Raw genomic sequence first — 19,166 nt, 5'->3', positions numbered from 1 at the left:
CACCGGCCCGACGGCCGCCCCGGCACCCGCCCCGGCGCCCTGCCCGGGACGCGTCGGCGGACACGTCCGGTCGAGCCGGACGGACGATGCCGCGCGGGCCCGCGAAGCCCTATGGTGAGCGGGTGGCAGCACCCTCGCAGCGGCGACGCCTCCCGGACCTGCGTGCGCGCTCGACGCTCGCGGGCGAGGCCGCCGCGGCCTCCGCCGAGGTGGAGCGGGCGCTGGAGAGCACCGAGGACGCCACCGCGGCCGCGTTCTTCGACGTGGACAACACGATCATGCAGGGCGCCAGCATCTTCCACCTGGCCCGCGGCCTGTACCGGCGCGAGTTCTTCTCCACCCGCGAGATCGCCTCGGCGGCGTGGAAGCAGGCGTACTTCCGGGTCGTCGGCGTGGAGGACCCCGAGCACGTCGCCGACGCGCGCAACTCGGCGCTGGAGTTCATCGCCGGGCACACCGTGGCCGAGCTGGAGGAGCTCTCCGAGGAGATCTTCGACGAGGCGATGGCGCACCGGATCTGGCCCGGCACGCGGGCGCTGGCCCAGATGCACCTGGACGCCGGCCAACGGGTCTGGCTGGTCACCGCCGCGCCCGTGGAGATCGCGCGGATCATCGCCCGGCGGCTCGGCCTGACCGGCGCGATGGGCACCGTGGCCGAGCACGAGGACGGCGTCTACACCGGCCGGCTCGTCGGCGACATGCTGCACGGGCCCGCCAAGGCCGAGGCCGTGCGGGCGCTGGCCGAGCGGGAGGGGCTGGACCTCGAGCGCTGCTCGGCCTACTCCGACTCCCACAACGACCTGCCCATGCTCACGATGGTCGGCGACCCGTGCGCGGTGAACCCCGACCGGCGCCTCCGCGTGCACGCCAAGGCGCACGGCTGGCGGGTCCGCGACTACCGGACCGCCCGCAAGGCCGCCCGGGCCGGTCTCATGGTGGGCGCGGCCGCCGGCGCCACCGCGGGTGCCGCCGCCGGTGCGGCCGCGGCCGCGGGGGCCCTGCGGGGGCGGCGCTGAGCCTCGTCCCGGCGAGGGGGACCACGCGGGACTAGTCCCTTCGGGCCACCGACGGACCTACCGGCCGGTCACGTTTGTGCTCGCACCGTTCCCGCAGCGCAGGGATTTACGTACCCTCGGTCACGCTCTGTGAGGGAGCAGTGACCGGGAGGACGTACGGATGGCTGGGTACGCCGCGGAGGTGGTGCGGAGCCTGCGCGCCCTGCGCACGGCCTGCGCCGACCTCCTGCCGCCGGCGCCGGCGCCCGTGCTGTGCACGGTGCCGGCGGGTGCCCGCCCCGCCCCGGGGGCGCACGCCGACCGGGTGCTGGCCGCGCTCGGCCTGCTCAGCGAGGCGCTCTCCTCCGACCCGGCGGTGGCCGAGGTGCCGGGCCCGGGCGGCCCCGGCGACGACAGCGGCCTGGCCACGTCCTCGGAGGAGTCCGCCGCCGACCGGGAGCGCCTCATCGCCCTGGTCGAGCTGGCACGCAAGGGTGACGCCGAGGCGTTCGGCCTGCTCTACGACCACTACCAGGCCTCGGTCTACCGCTTCCTCTACTACCGCACCCGCTCGGTGCCGCTGGCCGAGGACCTCACCTCGGAGACCTTCTTCCGGGCGCTGCGCTCCATGCAGGGCTTCCGCTGGCAGGGCCGCGACTTCGGCGCCTGGCTGATGACCATCGCGCGCAACCTCGCCACCGACCACTTCAAGGCCAGCCGCACCCGCCTCGAGATGACCACCGAGGACATGGGCCTGCACGACGACGCCGACGAGGAGACGCCCGAGGGGCTGGCCATCGAGGGCCTGACCCACGAGGTCCTGGTGAGCGCCCTCAAGCAGCTGCCCGACGAGCAGCGCGACTGCATCGTCATGCGCTTCCTCCAGGGGATGAGCATCGCCGAGGTCGCGGCCGTGCTGGGCCGCAGCGACGGCGCCGTCAAGCAGCTCCAGCTGCGGGGCGTGCGCAACCTCGCCAAGCTGATGCCGGAGGGCCTGCGATGAGCCCCTGCACCGCGTCGGTCGAGATGACGGACGTCACCCTGCGGGGCGCCGTAACTCCGGGTGCACGACCGTCGTTGAGCAGCGTGCCGGGTCGCGAGCACCCGGTCGCGGGGTCCGCTCCGTCGCACCCCGCCGCTCCCACGAAGGGACACCGCTCATGAGCCCCGTCTTCGCCGCCCGGCGTCGGGCCGAGGAGTTCGACGCCCAGGTCGAGGCCGCCCTGGCCGGCCGCCGCGTCGACGACCCCCGGTTCGCCGAGCTGGTCGAGGTCGCCGCGGCCCTGCGCGCCATGTCTGCTCCCCCACAGCGTCCCGACGTCGCCGCCGACCTGCGCGAGCGCCTGATGGCCGCCGCCGCCACCGAGCTGGTGCCCGGCAAGGAGGCCGCGGACGACCCGCTCCAGGTGGGCAGCCGCCGCACCGCCGGCCGCTCAGGCACCCGCACCCGCGAACGCCGCTTCGCCGTGGCCGTCGGAGGCCTCGCCGTGCTCGGCGCGACCACGTCCGTGGCCGTCGCCGCACAGTCCGCGCTGCCCGGCGAGTCGCTCTACCCGGTCAAGCGGGCGATCGAGAACATCCACACCGGCTTCAGCGTCGGCGAGGCCGACCGCGGCCAGGTGCTGCTGGCCGGCGCCACCGACCGCCTCACCGAGCTCACCGAGCTCTCCCGCCAGGGCCGCGGCGACGGCGCCACCGCCGACGAGGTGCTGGCCGACTTCCGCGCCCAGACCCAGGAGGGCGCCGACCTCCTGCTCGAGGACTACGCCGCCAACGGCGACGAGGCCACCATCAGCCAGCTCCAGGCCTGGACCGTCGAGAGCATGGGCTCCCTCGCCGACCTCGCCGACCTGCTCCCCGGCCAGGCGGACGCGGCGCTCGTCGCCGCCGGCCAGGTGCTCTCCGACCTCGACACCCGCACCAGCGAGCTCTGCCCGTCCTGCGACGGCGGCCGCCTGGTCGACGTCCCGCTGTTCCTCTCCAGCGCCACCGAGGAGGCCACCCGCGGGGTCCAGGACCTGGTCGAGGGTGCCCTGGTCGTCCCGAAGTCCGGCTCCGGCGGGGGCAACGGAAGCAAGCAGGGCTCCTCCGGCGGCGGCAAGCAGGGCTCCACGGCCGGCTCCGGCGGCAGCGGCACGTCCGGCTCGAGCGGGTCCTCCGGCTCGGGCTCCGGCTCGGGTGGCGGGGGCACGACCGGCGACGTCCAGGTGCCCACCTCCGGGCCGACCGGCGTCGGCGACGGCCAGGTGCTCGGCCAGGTCGGCGACACCGTCGAGGACGTCGTGGAGGACCCCGCCGAGGCGGTCTCGTCGGTGGCCGGCGACGTCGTGGACGACGTCACCTCCGGCGTGGGTGACCTGGTGGACGGCGTCGGGGACGGCGTCGGGGACCTGACGGACCCGCTGCTCGGTCAGTGACCCCCGGCGGGGCTGGGACCATCCCACCCCTGCCGTGCGTCCTCCGGCTCAGCCGAAGACGGACTTCCGCTCCATCAGCAGCCGGTAGAGCGTCTGCTGGATCGACTCCCGCACCTGGTCGGTGACGTCGAAGACCAGCATCGGGTCGTCCGCGGCGCCGTCCTCCAGCTCGTCGGTGCGCACCGGCTCGCCGAACTCCATCAGCCACTTGCTGGGCAGCGGCACCATGCCGAGCGGACCCAGCCACGGGAACAGCGGCGTCACCGGGAAGTACGGGACGCCCAGCACCCGCGCCAGCGTCGGCATCGAGGAGAGCATCGGGTAGATCTCCTCGGCCCCGACGACCGAGAGCGGCACGATCGGGGTGCGGGTGCGCAGCGCGGCCGAGACGAAGCCGCCCCGGCCGAAGCGCTGCAGCTTGTAGCGCTCGGCGTAGGGCTTGCCCAGCCCCTTGAAGCCCTCGGGCCACACGCCGACGAGCTCGCCGCCGGCGAGCATCCGGTCGGCGTCCTCGCTGCACGCGAGCGTCGCGCCGCCCATCCGCGCCAGCTGCGCGACGACGGGGGTGCGGAAGACCAGGTCGGCGCCGAGCGGGCGGACGAAGCGTCCGGTGCGGTCGTGGACCGTCACCATCGTCATCAGCCCGTCCCACGGCAGCGTGCCGGAGTGGTTGGAGACGATGAGGGCGCCGGAGTCGGTGGGGATGTTCTCGATCCCGCGGACCTCGATGCGGAACCACTTCTGCGCGACCGGCCGCAGCGCGGTGAGGAAGAAGCGCTCGGTGACCTCGGGGTCGAAGCCGTACTCGTCGACGGCGTAGTCGCCGGTCAGACGGCGGCGGACGAAGGCGAGCAGCCGGGCCAGCTCCTCCTCCCACTCGGGGCCGAAGACCTCCTTGGCCGCGCCGGTGAGCGCGTTCATCAGCTCGGCCGGGGAGACGTTGCCCAGCGGGTGCCGGTCCGCCGTGGTGGTCGAGGTGGTGGTCGAGGAGGTGGTGGACGAGCTGGTCGAGGCGCCGGCCGTGGGCCCGGCGGCGCCGCCACCGATCGAGTCCTCGTCGGTCCACCCCGGGTGCGTGGCCGGGTCGGTCGCCGTGTCCTGCGCGTCCGCGGCGTCCGAGATCTCCTCGGGCTGCTCGGGCGGTTCGGGGCTGCGCTGGGCGGCGGGGCGACGAGCGCCGCCGGCGAGGCCGCGGGAGGCGGACGAGGGGGTCGTGCTGCCGGTGCCGCGGCCGGGGCGGCCGCGGGTGCCGATCGGGATCACCTCGGCGTCACCCACGGGCACCTCCGGTCGGGACGAGGCGGGCCAGCGTGCCGAGCGCCTGGCCGGCGACCTGCTGGGCGGTGGCGCGGGCGGGGCCGAGGACCGGCGGCAGGGTGGAGCCGAAGTCGGCGAGCGCCTGCTCGGTGGTGAACGCGGGCTCGAAGCCGAGCACCTCGCGCATCCGGGTCGTGTCCACGCCCCGACCATAGGTGAGGAAGGCCAGCTGCTCCGGGGAGAAGTCGGCGACGTGCGCCTTGCGCAGCACCTGGCCCAGACGTCCCACGGCCGTGCCGGGCATCGGGGCGGCGGGCCGGCCGAGGCGGCGCAGGGCCTGGGAGAGCACGACGACGCCCTCGCCGGCGACGTTGACGGTGCCGGAGACGCCCTCGCGCAGTGCCGCGAGGTGGAGGACGGAGAAGAGGTCGTCCTCGTGCAGGAGCTGCATCCGCGGGTCGTAGCCGAGCACGGTCGGCACGACCGGGAGCCGCAGGTAGGAGGTGATCGGGCTCTGCACGTGCGGGCCGACCACGTTGGCGCAGCGCAGCGTGAGCACGTCGACGTCGGGCCGACGGCGGGCGAAGCCGCGGACGTAGCCCTCGATCTCGGCGACGTCCTTGGCGTAGCCGCTGCGCGGGGCGCGACGCGGCTGCATGTCCTCGGTGAACATCGCCGGGTCGGCCGGCGAGGCCCCGTAGACGGTGGTCGTCGACTTCACGACCAGCCGGCGCACCGTGCGGGCGCGCTGGCAGGCCGCGAGGAGCTGCATCGTCCCGATGACGTTGAGCTCCTTCATCGTGTGCCGACCCCCGGCGCTGCCGGGGGTCGCGATGATGCTCATGTGGACGACGGTGTCGACGTCCTCCTTGGCGATCACCTTGGCGATCACCGGGTTGCGGATGTCCACCCGCACGAACGACACGGCGCCGACGTCCCCGCGGGGCGGGACGACGTCGACGCCGATGACCCGGTCGACCTCGGGGTCGGCCGCGAGCGAGCGCGCGAATCGTCGACCGAGGTCTCTGGAGACCCCGGTGACGAGAACGACACGCCCCATGCGCAGCCCCCGTTGCTCGACCGTGCTGCTGGGCTCGGGCTTACTTGCCGAGCTTGCGACGCTGGACGCGCGTCTTCTTCAGCAGCTTGCGGTGCTTCTTCTTGGCCATGCGCTTGCGACGCTTCTTGATGACAGAACCCACGGTGAACCTTTCAGACTCGGGGTGGCTCCGGGTGCACGGAGGACCGCACCAGCCTAGCGGCCCGCCTCACGGCAGCAGAATCCGCAGCCGGGGGCGGGCGCCGGGCGGCACCACGCCGTCGCCGGCGGGCTCAGCCCGCGTCGTAGAAGGACTTGCGCAGGTACTCGGAGGCGTCCTCCTCGCGCACCCGGAACGAGCGGCCGACGCGCACGGCGGGCAGGTCGCCGTTGTGCACGAGCCGGTACACGGTCATCTTGGAGACGCGCATCATCTGCGCGACCTCGGCCACGGTCAGGAACTTCGCCTCGGAGATGTCCCCGGACGGGTTGGGAGCCATGTGCCACCGCTTTCTGTTCGGCCCGCTCGACGGCTTCCCCACCATCGGGCACGCGGGCTCGTTCCATGAGTGAGCCTAGTGCCAGTTGTGACGCATGGGGAAGGCTGGACGAGATTCTTAGCCTCCACACCGGCGTGTCGAGTTGAATCCATACCCGATCGGGCGTACGGCCGTCAGGGCATCGGGTCGAGACCGTGCAGCGGGAAGACCGCCAGCCGGGCCTCGTGCACGGCCGCGTCGAGCCACTGCTCGGGGTCGTAGCCCTCCGACCACGGCCGGTAGTCGGTGCGGCCGCCGTCCGTCATCCGCTTCGGGCCGTCCAGGCCCAGGCGCTGCTGGACGTGGTCGAGCCAGCGCGTCGGCACGTCCAGGTCGGACGGCAGGGGCCGACCCGCGACCTCGGAGAGCAGGTGGGTCCACGTCCGCGGGACGACCCCGACCAGCTCGTACCCGCCACCACCGACCGCCACCCAGCGACCGCCGGCGTGGTCGTGCGCCAGCTGGTGCACGGCGGCGTGCGCGGCGCGCTGGCCATCGACCGAGAGCGAGAGGTGGGTCAGCGGGTCCTCCACGTGTGAGTCGCAGCCGTGCTGGCTGACCAGGACGTCGGGGCGGAACTCCTCCAGCAGCGGCGGCACGACCGCGTGGAAGGCCCGCAGCCAGCCGGCGTCCCCCGTGCCGGGCGGGAGTGCCACGTTGGCGGCCGAGCCCTCGGCCTGGCGCCCGCCGGTGTCGGCGGGGAAGCCCGTGCCGGGGAAGAGCACCTGACCGGTCTCGTGCAGGGAGATGGTGAGGACGCGGGGGTCGTCCCAGAAGATCCGCTCCACCCCGTCCCCGTGGTGGGCGTCGACGTCGACGTAGGCCACGCGCTCGGCGCCGTGGTCGAGCAGCCACTGGATGCCGACCGCGACGTCGTTGTAGACGCAGAAGCCGCTGATCCGGTCGGGCATGGCGTGGTGCAGCCCGCCGGCGATGCTCGCCGCGTGGCCGGCGTCCCCCTGCCAGACCTGGCGGCACGCCTCGACCGTGGCGCCGACGACGTGGGCGCCCGCCTCGTGCATCCGGTCGAAGATCGGGTTGTCCTCGGTGCCGATGCCGAGCCGCTCGTCGCCCGCGCCGCCGTGGCCCGCCTCGCGCACCGCGTTCATCAGGCGCACCAGGTGGACGGTGCCCACCAGGTCGTCGTCGGCGACCGGTGCGTCGACGCGCTGCAGGGCGCCGGGGCCGGAGAAGAGGCCGAGCTCGTCGGCCAGCCGCATCGTCAGGTCCACCCGCAGCGGCGACATGGGGTGGCCGGGCCCGAAGTTGTAGCGGGTGAGCGAGTCGTCGAAGACGGCGACCGCGGACGTCTGACACTCGGGCACGGCGCCACGCTACCTGCTGCTAGATTGCGATCGTGCTGCACGTCACCCGACCCCTGTGCTGGTGGACCGCCTGAGGCGGCCCCCGGTACCCAGCACACCCACCGAGACGCACCGCCTCCGCGCGGTGCGTTCGTCGTCCGGGGACTCCCGGCCCGCACCGTGCGGGTCACGAGAGGACACCGCCATGACGACCACCACCTCCATCACCGGCTCCGCCACCACCCTGGCCGACCGCCAGCTCTCCCTGCTCAAGCCGACGGGCCGCCTCACCCTGGGCAACTACCTCGGCGCCCTGCGCCCCATGGCCGCGGGCCAGGACGAGGCGGAGTGCTTCTACGGCGTCGCGGACCTGCACGCGCTCACGGTGGGCCACGACCCCGCCGAGCTGCGCGAGCGCAGCCTGGAGCTGGCCGTCTCGCTGCTCGCCGTCGGCCTCGACCGCTCGACCCTGTTCGTGCAGTCCCGGGTGCCGGCCCACCGCCAGCTCGCCTACCTGCTGGAGTGCGTGGCCACCACCGGCGAGCTGAACCGGATGATCCAGTTCAAGGAGAAGGGACGCGGCGTCGACTCGACCCGCACGTCGCTGTTCACCTACCCGGTGCTGATGGCCGCCGACATCCTGCTCTACTCACCACGCCGGGTGCCGGTCGGCGACGACCAGCGCCAGCACGTGGAGCTGACCCGCGACCTGGCGCTGCGGTTCAACCGCACCTACGGGCAGGTCTTCGTCGTGCCCGAGCTGGCCACGCCCCCGGTCGGGGCACGCGTCATGGCGCTCGACGACCCGACCGCGAAGATGGGCAAGACCGGCTCGAGCGACGCGGGCACGATCCTCCTGCTCGACGACCCCGACACGATCGTGCGCAAGCTCTCCCGGGCCGTGACGGACTCCGAGACCGGCCCGGACGCGGTGCGCGCCGACCGCGAGGCCAAGCCCGGCGTCACGAACCTGCTGGAGATCCTGGCCGCGTGCGGCGGCTCGCCCGCCGACGTCCGCGGCTACGGCGACCTCAAGCGCACCGTGGCCGACGCGGTGGTCGCCGAGCTCGAGCCGGTCCAGCGCCGCTACCGCGAGCTCGCCGCCGACCTCACCCACGTCTCGACCGTCTACGCGGCGGGGGCCGAGCGGGCTCGCTCCGTGACCGAGCCCGTGCTCAACGCCGCCACCGCCGCGCTGGGTCTGTTCTAGGAGCCCAGGGCGGCGGACCGGTCGCGGGCGGCCTCCATGGCGGCCAGGAACGCGGCCCGGACGCCGTGCACCTCGAGCTCGCGCAGGGCGGCGGCGGTGGTGCCGGCCGGGGACGTGACCTGCTCGCGCAGGACGGTGGGGTGGGTGCCGGTCTCGCGCAGCATCGCGCCCGAGCCGACGAGGGTCTGCACCACCAGGTCGGTGGAGGTCGCGCGCGGCAGGCCGAGGTGCACGCCGGCCTCGATCATCGACTCGACCACGTAGAAGAGGTAGGCCGGGCCGGAGCCGGAGATGGCCGTGACGGCGTCCTGCTGCTTCTCGGGGATGCGCAGCACCTTGCCCACCGACGACATCAGCGACTCGGCGTAGGCCAGCTGCTCCTCGGTCACGCTGGAGCCCTCGGAGACGGCGGCCATGCCCTCGTCGACCAGCGCCGGGGTGTTGGGCATGACGCGGACGACGGCCACGCCCTCGGGCACGTGGGACTCCACGAACGCGGTGGTGATGCCCGCCGCCAGGCTGACCAGCAGCTGGCCGGGGCGCAGGGCGGGGGCGATCTCGTCGAGCACGGCACCCATGTCCTGCGGCTTGATCACCAGCGCGACGGTCTGGGCCTCGCGCGCGGCGGTCAGGTTGTCGACGACCCGGACGCCGTAGCGCTCCTCCAGCTCGGCGGCGCGCTCCGCCCGCCGCTCGCCCACCAGCAGCGAGGACGGGGCGTGCCCGGATCGGACCAGGCCGGAGATGAGGGTCTCCCCCATCACGCCGGCCCCGATGACGGCGGTCTGCTCGCTCATGGTCCTACTGTCGCGGCTGCCCGCCGGCGTCCCCACCCCGGGGTCACCTGCTGGGACGCGCCGGGCAGCGACTCAGGTGCAGCGAGTCAGGTGCGGCGCACCAGGCTGGTGAGCAGCAGCCGGAGGCTGGCGGGGCGCTCGGCGAGCCGGCGCACCAGGTAGCCCCACCAGCGCGCGCCGTAGGGCAGGTACACGCGGACGGTCTCGCCGGCGGCGACGAGGCGGCGCTGCTCGGTCTCGCGGATGCCGTAGAGCATCTGCAGCTCGTACGAGCCCGGCTCCCGGCCGTGCCGCGCGGCCAGGGCGAGGGCGACGCCGAGCAGGCGCGGGTCGTGGGTGGCGATCATCGGGTAGCCGGCGCCGGCCATCAGCACCTTGAGGCAGCGCACGAAGGAGCGGGAGACGTCGAGCGGGTCGGTGAAGGCCACGGACGCCGGCGCGGCGTACGCGCCCTTGCACAGCCGCACCCGCGAGCCCTCGCCGGTGAGCAGGCGGACGTCGCCCTCGGTGCGGTGCAGCTGGGCCTGCACGGCGACGCCGGTCTCGGGGAAGTCCTTGCGCAGCTCGCGCAGCGTCTGGAGCGTCGCGTCGGTGGTGGTGTGGTCCTCCATGTCGAGCGTGACGGCCGTGCCGGCGTTCCGGGCGGCCCGGCAGATGGTGCGGGCGTGCTCGAGGCTGGTCCGCTGACCGTCGGGCAGGCCCTGGCCGAGCGCCGAGAGCTTGAGCGAGACCTCGGCGCCGGGGGTCAGCCTCCGCTCGACCAGGCCGGCGAGCAGCTGCCGGTAGGCCTCGACGACCTCCTCGGCGTCGGCGGGGTCGGTGACGTCCTCGCCGAGGTGGTCCAGCGAGACGGTCAGGCCGTCGGCCTCCAGGGCCCTGGCCGCGTCCAGCGCGTCCTCCAGCCACGGGCCGGGCACGTAGCGGCTGACCAGCTGCGCCGTGGCCGGCATGGAGGTGAGCGCGACCCGCGCGCGCTCGTTGCGGGCGAGCATCAGCAGCGGGGCGCGGAGCAGCGGCATGTGACCCAGGTTACGGCGTGCGGCGGCGCAGCGTCGCGGCGCCGAGCGCGAGCGCGCCCACCGCGAACCCCGCGACGACTGCGAGGTCGGCGAGCGCCTCCCCGAACGCCCCGTCCACCGCGTCGGCGGTCGTCAGGGCCGTCATCGCGTCCACCGCGTAGGAGAGCGGCAGGACGTCGGAGATCGCGCCGAGCACCCCGGGCAGCGCCTCGCGCGGCACGAAGAGGCCGCACACCAGCAGCTGCGGGATGACCACGGCCGGCATGAACTGCACGGCCTGGAACTCGGTGGAGGCGAAGGCGGAGACCAGCAGGCCGAGGGCGGTGCCGAGCACCGCCACGACCACCGCCACGAGCGTGAGCTGCCACAGCGGCCCGGGCACCTCCAGCCCCAGCAGCCAGGTGGAGACCCCGACCGCGAGCACCGACTGCGCGAGCGCCGTCAGTGCGAAGGCCAGCGCGTAGCCGAGCAGGAAGTCGCCGCGTCCCATGGGCATCGCCAGCAGCCGCTCGAGGGTGCCGCTGGAGCGCTCGCGCAGCGTGGTCACGCTGGTCACCAGGAACATCACGGTGAACGGGAAGATCGCCAGCAGCGCCGGCCCGACCCCGTCGAAGGAGTCGCCGGGCACGTCGGAGAACACCCACCACAGCAGCGACATCAACGCCGTCGGCAGCACCAGCAGCATGGCCACGGTGCGCCGGTCGCGCCGCAGCTGCGCGAGCACCCGCAGCGCCACGGCCAGCGTGACCGGCAGCGAGACGAACCGGCTCATCGCGCACCTCCCACGAGGCTGAGGAAGGCCTCCTCGACCGTCGCGGCCCCCGCAGCGTCCTTGATCGCCGCGGGGGTCTCGTCGGCGATCACCGCCCCCTCGCGCATCAGCAGGAGCCGGTCGCAGCGCTCGGCCTCGTCCATGACGTGGGAGGAGACGAGCACGGCGGTGCCGCCGTCGGCGAGGCGGTGGAAGAGGCCCCACAGGTCGACGCGGAGCACCGGGTCCAGCCCGACGGTCGGCTCGTCGAGGACGAGGAGGTCGGGCCGGCGCAGCAGGGCGACGGCGAGGCTGACCCGGGAGCGCTGCCCGCCCGAGAGCCGCCCCACGAGCGCGTCGCGGTGCTCGGCCAGGTCCACCTCGTCCAGCACCCGCGCCACCGCCGCACCGACCTCGGCACGGCCGAGGCCGAGCACCCGGGCGAAGAAGCGGAGGTTCTCGGTGACGGTGAGGTCGTCGTAGACCGAGGCCGCCTGCGTCACGTACCCGATCCGCTCGCGCAGGGCGCGGCTGCCGGCGGGCAGCCCGAGCACGTCGACGGCACCGCCCTGGGTGCGCTGGACGCCCACGAGCGCCCGCATGAGCGTGGACTTGCCGCACCCGGACGGCCCGAGCAGGCCGGTCACGCCGGGGCCGATGGTGAGGTCGAGGCCGTCGAGCACCGTGCGCCGCCCGCGGCGCACCACCAGCCCGGAGACGGTGACGACCGGGGTCTCGGCGCTCATGGCGCCATTCTCACCCGCCGGCGCGCTCGGCGGCAGGGACGAAGTGCTCGCGGGCGAACGCCAGCGACTCGGCGAGGTCGGCCTCGCGCTCCTCGCGGGAGTCGCAGCGGCGGGTGTTGATCTCCAGCACGATGTCGCCGGTGAACCCCGTGGTGGCGATGTGCCGCAGGAACTCGGCGGCGCGCATCGACCCGCGCCCGGGCACGAGGTGCTCGTCCTTGGCCGAGCCGGTGCCGTCGGTGAGGTGCACGTGGCTGAGGCGCGCGCCCTGGGCGGTGGCCATGTCCACCACGTCGTCGCGGGCGATCGAGGCGTGCGAGAGGTCGATCGTGGTGTGCTCGTAGGGCTGGTGCGTGGGGTCCCAGTGCGGCAGGTACATCTCCATGCCGCGCTTCTGGGTGGCCCGCCAGGGGTACATGTTCTCCACCGCGAACGTCAGCCCGGTCGAGGCCTCCAGCGCCGCGATCCCCTCCGCGAACCCGCTGGCGTACTCCTTCTGCCAGCGGAACGGCGGGTGGACGACGACGGTGCCGGCGCCCACCTCGTGCGCCATCTCCGCGGAGCGCTGGAGCTTGCCCCACGGCTCCAGCCCCCAGACCCGCTGCGTGAACAGCAGGGTCGGGGCGTGCACGGCGCAGATCGGGATCTCGTGGTGCTCGCTCAGCTGCTTGACCGCCGAGGTCTGCTGGCTGAGCGCGTCGATGCCGACCATCACCTCCACCGCGTCGTACCCCAGCCGCGCGGCGTAGGCGAAGCCGTGCGCGGTCGACTCGGGGTAGACCGAGGAGGTGGACAGTCCGATGCGGGTGGGCACGAGATCGCTTTCCTGGACGGGGGTGGGCGGGTGGCTTTCCTCGCCGCCTCAGCGGCTGCGGAAGGGCAGCTGGTCGAGCCGCTCGAGGATGATCCCCTCGCGCAGTGCCCACGGGCAGACCTCGAGCTCGGTGAGGTCGAAGATGTCCATGGCTGCCTCGGCGACCAGCGCGCCGGGCAGGATCTGGTGGGCGCGGCTGGCCGAGACGCCCGGCAGGCTCGCCAGCTCGGCGGTGCTCATGCCGGCCAGCTTGGGGATCCACTCCGCCAGCGTCTTCTTGGGGATGGTCCGCTTGACCAGCGAGCCCTCCGAGTAGGGCGCGGCCCCGCAGATGCGGGCCAGGGAGCGGAACGTCTTCGAGGTCGCGACCGAGCGGTCGGGCGCACCGGCGCGCAGCAGGTGGCCCGCGTCGGCGGCGATGTCGGCGCGGATGCGGCGGCGCAGCGCTCGGATCACGTCCTCGTCCACGTCGCCGTCGAGGTGCTCACGGGCCAGCCGGGCGGCGCCGAGCGGCAGCGACCAGGCCACCTCGGGCGCCTCGTCCTCGCCGCCGGCGATCTCCAGCGAGCCGCCGCCGATGTCGAAGACGGCGAGCCGACCGGCCGACCAGCCGAACCAGCGGCGCACCGCGAGGAACGTCAGGCGCGCCTCGTCCTCGCCGGAGAGGATGCCGATCCGCACGCCCGTGGTCTCGAAGACGTGGTCGAGCACCGCGTCGGTGTTGGTGGCGTCGCGCACCGCGGAGGTGGCGAACGCGAGGATGTCGGAGCAGCCCTTGTCCTCGGCGACCACGAGGGCGTCGGCGACGAACGTCGTCAGCGCCTTGACCCCCTTGGCGGAGACCGCGCCGGCGTCGTCGCCCTCCAGCACGAGGTGCTCGGCGAGCCGCAGCGGCTCCTTGTAGGAGTACGCCGGCAGCGGGCGGGCGCCGCCGTGCGCGTCGACCACCAGCAGGTGGCCGGTGTTGGAACCGATGTCGAGGACGCCCAGGCGCATGTGCCCGAGGCTACTCGCCACGACGGCGAGGGGGTGCCACATAGGGTGGGGCGCGTGCCCGAGGTGGACCTGGACTTCGCGCGCACCTGGGTGGAGTTCCTCAACCCCGAGGACGCCTCCGAGGTGCTGCGCTGCGACCTGACGTGGTTGACGTCGACGTGGACCTGCATCTTCGGGCGGGGGTGCCAGGGCATCAACGCCGACAGCCCGGACATGGGCTGCTGCACGCTGGGCGCGCACTTCACCGACGCCGAGGACGAGGACCGCGTGGCCGCGTTCGTCGACCGGCTCGACCCCGACACCTGGCAGCTGCGGCCGCGCCGGAGGAAGGTGACGCGGGACGACTGGGTCGTCACCGACGACGAGGGCGCCCGGGTCACCCGCACCGTCGAGGTGGACGGCCAGACCGCCTGCGTCTTCCAGAACCGCCCCGGCTTCGCCGCCGGCGCCGGGTGCGCCCTGCACGGCCTGGCCCTGGCGGACGGGGCGGAGCCGCTGACCACCAAGCCCGAGGTCTGCTGGCAGCTGCCCGTGCGGCGCACCTTCCGCGAGGTCGAGCGACCCGACGGCACCTCCTACACCGAGGTCGGCATCGGGGAGTACGACCGGCGCGGCTGGGGCCCCGGCGGGCACGACCTGGACTGGTACTGCTCCGGTGCCACGGAGGCGCACGTGGGCTCCGAGCCCGTCTACCGGTCCAACGCCGCCGAGCTGGTCGAGCTGATGGGTCAGGGTGCCTACGACGAGCTCGTGCGGCACTGCGAGGCGCACGAGCGGCGGCGGCTGCCGCTCATGGTGCACCCGGCCGACCCGCAGCACTGACCCACCACTGACCCTGCCCTGATCCCGCGCAGGCACCGCACGGGCGCTGCGCTTGGCGCTCCCCCCGCCGGGATGTCAACCGCGGCACGCCGATGAAGCCCGCCGACGGGTAAAGAATCTCGACGTCGAGAGATGGCGACCCCGATGTGACCTGCGGCCGGGCCAGTGCTCACAATGCTGGCATGCGCCTGGACCACCTTTCCTACGCCGCAGGACCCGACGGCCTCGAGGGCACCGCGAAGCGGATCGGGACCCTGCTGGGCGCCGACTTCGTCGACGGTGGCGTCCACCCGCGCTTCGGCACCCGCAACATGGTGCTGCCGCTGGCCGGCCGCACGTACCTGGAGGTCGTGGAGGTCCTCGACCACCCGGCCTCGCAGAAGGCCTCGTTCGGCCAGGCGGTGCGCGCGCGCTCCAGCCTCGGCGGCGGCTGGCTCGGCTGGGCCGTGGCCGTCACCGACCTGCCGACCATCGAGGAGCGTCTGGGGCGCAAGGCCTACCAGGGCAGCCGGCACCGTCCCGACGGCATCGAGCTGCGCTGGAAGCAGATGGGTCTGACCAGCACGGCCGCCGACCCCCAGCTGCCGTTCTTCGTGCACTGGGAGATCGAGCCCGACCTGCACCCCTCCGTCGGCGCCGACGAGCGCTTCTCGCTGGAGTGCCTCGAGATCGCCGGCGACCCGCAGCGCGTGAGCGACTGGATGGGCGAGCCCGTCGAGAAGCCGCTCGAGGACGTCAAGGTCGAGTGGGTCGCCCCGCACGGCACCCCCGGCATCGTCGCCGTGCAGGTCCAGACCCCGCACGGCCTCGTCCGCCTCTGACCGGGCAGGACGGCTCCGGCCCCGGCCAGCAGCTGTGGACCGGGGTGCCCGAGGAGCTGCGTGAGCGGCTCCCCGACGGGGCGGTGCCGAGCCCGAACATCTGGCACCACACCGACGTCTACGAGATCGAGAACCGGGCCGTCGACCCCGAGGGCCTGATCGAGGCCGCGATGCGGGCCGTGCACGACTGGGCCGGCGCCGACGTCCTCGACCTCGGCTGCGGCAGCGGGTTCCACCTGCCCCGGTTCGCCCGCGCCGCGCGCACCGTCACCGGCGTCGAGCCGCACCCCGACCTGCGCGCCATCGCCGCCCGCCGCACCCGGCGGCTGCGGGCGCTGCGCACCGTCCGCGTCCTCGAGGGCACCGCCCAGGCCACCGGGCTGCCGGACGCCTCCGTCGACGTCGTGCACGCCCGCTGGGCCTACTTCTTCGGCCCCGGCTGCGAGCCCGGGCTGGCCGAGCTGGCGCGGGTCGTGCGACCCGGCGGCACGGCGTTCGTCATCGACAACGACCCCACCCGCTCCACCTTCGGCTCGTGGTTCCGCCGCGGCTACCCCGAGTTCTCCGCCGCCCACGTGGTCGAGCGGTTCTGGGCCGACCAGGGCTTCCACCGCGAGCCCGTGATGGTGCGGTGGGAGTTCGACGCCTGGGAGGACCTCGAGGCCGTGGTGCGCATCGAGCTGCCCGGCACCGTCGCGGACGAGGCGCTGGCGGAGCAGCGGGCCACCGGCACGCTCAGCGTGGACTACGCGGTGAACGTCTTCTCCCGCACGTACTGAGTGGTCACCTCCGGGTGGTCGCGCCGTCCCGGTGGTCGAGCAGCGAGGAGCCCCGGCGACGAGCGCGCGTCGAGACCACCCGACCGCCGACCTCAGCCCCGGACCGGGCCGGAGGAGTCCCGCACCTCCAGCGTCGGCTCCAGGAGCACCCCGTGCGCCTGCGGCACGGGCGGGTGGGAGAGCAGCCCCTCCAGCGTCGCGACGATCTCGACCGCCACCTGCTCCAGCGGCTGGCGCACCGAGGACAGGCCGGGGCGGACGACCTGGGCGACCTGGCTGTCGTCGAAGCCGACCACCGCCACGTCGTCCCCCGCGCGCAGGCCCCGCTCGTGCAGGGCGTGCAGCACGCCCACTGCGAGGGTGTCGGAGGCGCACACGAACGCGGTCGGCTCCGCCTCGTCCAGGAGGACCTCGGCGGCGCTGCGGCCGGAGACCACCGTGTCCTCGACGCGGGAGGCCAGGCCGGTGGTGGGCAGGCCGCGCTCGTGCATGGCGCGCACCCAGCCGGAGCGCCGGTCCTCGCCGATGGGCGAGTCCTTGCGCCAGCCGATCCACGCGACCCGGGTGTGACCCTTGTCGAGGAGGTGCTGGGTGGCCAGCGCGACCCCGGCGGCCCCGTCGACGTCCACCCAGGCGTGCGCTCCGTGGGTGGCCTCCCACGGGCGGCCGAACGCGACGAAGGGCGCGCGGCGCTGGTCGAGCCAGCCGGCCTGCGGGTTGCCGAGGTAGGTGTCGGTGACGACGAAGGCGTCGACCGCGGTCGAGCGGAGCAGGTCGTCGTACCCGGCCAACGGGTCCGCGGGGTCGCCGGTGAACAGCAGCACGTGGTACCCGGCCTCCTTGGAGGTCTCCACGAGCGAGTGGACGAAGCGGTCCATCGTGGCGTTCGCCGTGCCCTCCTGCGCGGGCTGGATGCGCAGCCCGATCAGGTGGGAGGTGCGGGTGCGCAGGCTCCGCGCCGCGCGGTTGGGCAGGTAGCCGAGCTCGGTGATGGCGGTCTGCACCCGCGCCAGGGTGTCGGCGCGCAGCAGGTCGGGGTTGTTGACCGCGTTGGAGACCGTCTGCCGCGAGACCCCCGCGCGCTCCGCGACGTCCGCCAGCGTGGGCGGTCCGGACGACGGCCGAGAGCCCGAGCGCGCCACGCGGCCTCCCTCCCTGGTGGTCCACCCTGCCGGGCCGTCCCGCTGCTGTGCGACCGCGCTGCTGTGCGCCGGGTCACTCCTCTGTCGCGGGAGCATATCGGCGCACCGGCGTCCGCGGCGTGACCTGCGCCGCAGGAGCGCCCGGACCGCGGCCCCTGCTCCCCCTCCCCCCTCCTGCGTGGCCGTGCCGTGCACGGCGTTGTCGGCGCCCACCCCTACCGTGTGCGGCATGGCTCGCTCCACCTCCCGCTCCCGCCCGGCCTACCGCTGCTCCGAGTGCGGCTGGGAGACGGTGAAGTGGGTGGGGCGCTGCGGCGAGTGCCAGGCCTGGGGCTCGGTGGCCGAGGCCGCGACCTCCCCCACCCCGCGCACCGAGGCGGCCCCCGTCGCCAGGCCGGCGGTGCCGATCGGCCAGGTCTCCGTCGAGGAGTCCGCGTTCCGGTCCTCGGGCGTGCCGGAGCTGGACAGGGTGCTCGGCGGCGGGCTGGTGCCCGGCGCCGCGATCCTGCTGGCGGGCGAGCCCGGCGTCGGCAAGTCGACGCTGCTGCTCGAGGTCGCGGCCCAGACGGCCCGGTACCGCCGCCGCACCCTCTACGTGACCGGCGAGGAGTCGGCCTCCCAGGTGCGCCTGCGCGCCGACCGCACGGGCTCCGTGCAGGACGAGCTCTTCCTGGCCGCCGAGACCGACCTCGGCGCGCTCCTGACCCACATCGAGGAGACCCGGCCCGAGCTGCTCGTCGTCGACTCCGTGCAGACGATCGGCGCCGCGGGCGTCGACGGGGTGCCCGGCGGCGTCACGCAGGTCAAGGAGGTCGCCGCGGCCCTGATCCGGGTCGCCAAGACCCGCAACATCACCACCGTGCTGGTCGGCCACGTCACCAAGGACGGCTCGATCGCGGGGCCGCGGGTGCTGGAGCACCTGGTCGACGTGGTGCTGCACTTCGAGGGCGACCGCAACTCCCGCTTCCGCATGGTGCGGGCGATGAAGAACCGCTTCGGCCCGGTGGACGAGGTGGGCTGCTTCGAGCTCGCCCAGTCCGGCATCCTCGCGGTCACCGACCCCACCGGCCTGTTCGTGGAGCAGCACCACGCTCCGGTGCCGGGCACCTGCGTGGCCGTGACGATGGAGGGGCGGCGTCCGCTCCTGGCCGAGGTGCAGGCGCTGGTCTCCGACTCCCCGCTGGAGAAGCCGCGGCGCACGTTCTCGGGGCTGGACTCCGCCCGCGTCGCGATGGTGGTGGCGGTGCTGGAGAAGCACTGCGGCATGCGGATGCACAAGCAGGACGTCTTCGCCTCCACGGTCGGCGGCGCGCGGCTGCACGAGCCGGCCAGCGACCTGGCGGTGGCGCTGGCACTGACCTCGTCGCTGCGCGGGGAGACCCCCGGCTCGGGGCTGGTGGCGATCGGCGAGATCGGCCTCTCCGGGGAGCTGCGCCGGGTCCGCGACCTGCCCCAGCGGCTGGCCGAGGCGGCCCGCCTGGGCTTCTCGATGGCCATCGTGCCGCCCGAGCCGGGGAGCAAGGGGCCACGCCGACGCGAGGTCGAGGGCATGGCGGTGGCGGAGGCGCCGTCGGTGCGCCAGGCCCTGGCCCTCGTGGGACTGAACCTCCAGCGCGAGACCTGAGCAGATCGCCTGCCGGCCACCGGTTGTCCGGGGCCGTCCGGGCGCAGGTTCCTGCCAGGATCCGTCCAGCGGCGCGCCGTACACTTCCCTCATC

At 74.2% G+C, this 19,166-nt stretch carries 20 protein-coding genes; 8 read left to right on the top strand and 12 right to left on the bottom strand.

The genetic code is table 11. From position 1 onward, the window contains the following. The first annotated feature begins 122 nt into the window (after window positions 1-122). The 3 genes from M8330_RS15610 to M8330_RS15600 all read left to right on the top strand — a co-directional run bounded on the left by M8330_RS15610 (window position 123) and on the right by M8330_RS15600 (window position 3,412). Entirely contained in the window at window positions 123-1,016 is an 894-nt protein-coding gene (locus M8330_RS15610) for an HAD family hydrolase (RefSeq protein ID WP_250050944.1), read from the top strand. Window positions 1,017-1,176: 160 nt separating this feature from the next. Further along, window positions 1,177-1,998, top strand: coding sequence for a sigma-70 family RNA polymerase sigma factor (locus tag M8330_RS15605; RefSeq protein WP_250828068.1), 822 nt, complete (start codon window positions 1,177-1,179; stop codon window positions 1,996-1,998). A gap of 157 nt (window positions 1,999-2,155) precedes the next feature. After that, window positions 2,156-3,412 (top strand): DUF5667 domain-containing protein, encoded by a 1,257-nt coding sequence (locus M8330_RS15600; RefSeq protein ID WP_250828067.1) that lies wholly within the window; start codon window positions 2,156-2,158, stop codon window positions 3,410-3,412. A 48-nt stretch (window positions 3,413-3,460) separates the two neighbouring features. On the opposite strand, the gene M8330_RS15595 is transcribed toward M8330_RS15600, so the two are convergent. From M8330_RS15595 to M8330_RS15575, 5 genes are all read right to left on the bottom strand, one after another. Beyond that, entirely contained in the window at window positions 3,461-4,690 is a 1,230-nt protein-coding gene (locus M8330_RS15595) for a lysophospholipid acyltransferase family protein (RefSeq protein ID WP_250828066.1), read from the bottom strand. Further along, the gene (locus M8330_RS15590; RefSeq protein WP_250050954.1) at window positions 4,683-5,729 is read right to left on the bottom strand and encodes an NAD-dependent epimerase/dehydratase family protein; all 1,047 of its coding nucleotides are present in this window, start codon (window positions 5,727-5,729) and stop codon (window positions 4,683-4,685) included. Before M8330_RS15590 ends, M8330_RS15595 begins: the two co-directional genes overlap by 8 nt. Before the next feature lie 40 nt (window positions 5,730-5,769). Then, window positions 5,770-5,871: a 30S ribosomal protein bS22 gene (locus tag M8330_RS15585; RefSeq protein ID WP_008356322.1), complete on the bottom strand. Its 102-nt coding sequence runs from the start codon at window positions 5,869-5,871 to the stop codon at window positions 5,770-5,772. Window positions 5,872-6,001: 130 nt separating this feature from the next. Further along, complete coding sequence (locus M8330_RS15580; protein ID WP_250050956.1) at window positions 6,002-6,208, bottom strand: helix-turn-helix domain-containing protein; 207 nt, start codon at window positions 6,206-6,208, stop codon at window positions 6,002-6,004. 173 nt (window positions 6,209-6,381) lie between these two features. Further along, window positions 6,382-7,572 carry an acetoin utilization protein AcuC gene (locus tag M8330_RS15575; protein WP_250828065.1) on the bottom strand — a complete coding sequence of 397 codons (1,191 nt, stop codon included), beginning with the start codon at window positions 7,570-7,572 and terminating at the stop codon, window positions 6,382-6,384. 184 nt (window positions 7,573-7,756) lie between these two features. On the opposite strand from M8330_RS15575, the gene trpS reads away from it, so the two are divergent. Then, complete coding sequence (trpS, locus tag M8330_RS15570; RefSeq protein ID WP_250828064.1) at window positions 7,757-8,761, top strand: tryptophan--tRNA ligase; 1,005 nt, start codon at window positions 7,757-7,759, stop codon at window positions 8,759-8,761. On the opposite strand, the gene proC is transcribed toward trpS, so the two are convergent. From proC to M8330_RS15540, 6 genes are all read right to left on the bottom strand, one after another. After that, the gene (gene proC / locus M8330_RS15565; RefSeq protein WP_250050962.1) at window positions 8,758-9,558 is read right to left on the bottom strand and encodes a pyrroline-5-carboxylate reductase; all 801 of its coding nucleotides are present in this window, start codon (window positions 9,556-9,558) and stop codon (window positions 8,758-8,760) included. The two genes, trpS and proC, sit on opposite strands and share 4 nt — an antisense overlap. 86 nt (window positions 9,559-9,644) lie before the next feature. Further along, entirely contained in the window at window positions 9,645-10,577 is a 933-nt protein-coding gene (locus tag M8330_RS15560) for a proline dehydrogenase family protein (protein ID WP_250050964.1), read from the bottom strand. 10 nt (window positions 10,578-10,587) lie between these two features. After that, window positions 10,588-11,349 carry an ABC transporter permease gene (locus M8330_RS15555; RefSeq protein ID WP_250828063.1) on the bottom strand — a complete coding sequence of 254 codons (762 nt, stop codon included), beginning with the start codon at window positions 11,347-11,349 and terminating at the stop codon, window positions 10,588-10,590. Beyond that, window positions 11,346-12,074 (bottom strand): ABC transporter ATP-binding protein, encoded by a 729-nt coding sequence (locus M8330_RS15550; RefSeq protein ID WP_250828062.1) that lies wholly within the window; start codon window positions 12,072-12,074, stop codon window positions 11,346-11,348. Before M8330_RS15550 ends, M8330_RS15555 begins: the two co-directional genes overlap by 4 nt. A 10-nt stretch (window positions 12,075-12,084) precedes the next feature. Continuing rightward, complete coding sequence (locus tag M8330_RS15545) at window positions 12,085-12,888, bottom strand: sugar phosphate isomerase/epimerase family protein (protein ID WP_250828061.1); 804 nt, start codon at window positions 12,886-12,888, stop codon at window positions 12,085-12,087. Between the two features lie 48 nt (window positions 12,889-12,936). Next, window positions 12,937-13,884 (bottom strand): Ppx/GppA family phosphatase, encoded by a 948-nt coding sequence (locus M8330_RS15540; RefSeq protein ID WP_250828060.1) that lies wholly within the window; start codon window positions 13,882-13,884, stop codon window positions 12,937-12,939. Between the two features lie 54 nt (window positions 13,885-13,938). Between M8330_RS15540 and M8330_RS15535 the strand changes: the two genes are divergently transcribed. The 3 genes from M8330_RS15535 (at window position 13,939) to M8330_RS15525 (ending at window position 16,306) form a co-directional block, all read left to right on the top strand. After that, window positions 13,939-14,706 carry a DUF3109 family protein gene (locus tag M8330_RS15535; protein WP_250828059.1) on the top strand — a complete coding sequence of 256 codons (768 nt, stop codon included), beginning with the start codon at window positions 13,939-13,941 and terminating at the stop codon, window positions 14,704-14,706. A gap of 182 nt (window positions 14,707-14,888) precedes the next feature. After that, window positions 14,889-15,527, top strand: a complete 639-nt coding sequence (locus M8330_RS15530; RefSeq protein WP_250050982.1) for a VOC family protein — start codon at window positions 14,889-14,891, stop codon at window positions 15,525-15,527. A gap of 44 nt (window positions 15,528-15,571) precedes the next feature. Continuing rightward, the gene (locus tag M8330_RS15525; RefSeq protein ID WP_250828058.1) at window positions 15,572-16,306 is read left to right on the top strand and encodes a class I SAM-dependent methyltransferase; all 735 of its coding nucleotides are present in this window, start codon (window positions 15,572-15,574) and stop codon (window positions 16,304-16,306) included. A gap of 92 nt (window positions 16,307-16,398) precedes the next feature. Here the strand turns inward: M8330_RS15525 and M8330_RS15520 are convergent, their stop codons facing one another. Beyond that, window positions 16,399-17,448: a LacI family DNA-binding transcriptional regulator gene (locus tag M8330_RS15520; RefSeq protein ID WP_250828057.1), complete on the bottom strand. Its 1,050-nt coding sequence runs from the start codon at window positions 17,446-17,448 to the stop codon at window positions 16,399-16,401. 229 nt (window positions 17,449-17,677) lie between these two features. Between M8330_RS15520 and radA the strand changes: the two genes are divergently transcribed. Beyond that, a complete protein-coding gene (gene radA / locus M8330_RS15515; RefSeq protein WP_250050990.1) occupies window positions 17,678-19,072 on the top strand; it encodes a DNA repair protein RadA in 1,395 nt (464 codons plus the stop codon). Window positions 19,073-19,166 lie beyond the last annotated feature (94 nt).

The organism is Nocardioides bruguierae (assembly GCF_023656415.1).
In the GTDB taxonomy this organism is placed as follows: Bacteria; Actinomycetota; Actinomycetes; order Propionibacteriales; family Nocardioidaceae; genus Nocardioides; species Nocardioides bruguierae.
The sequence above is the reverse complement of the archived record's forward strand: the minus strand, read 5'-3'. Positions and strand labels throughout refer to the sequence as shown.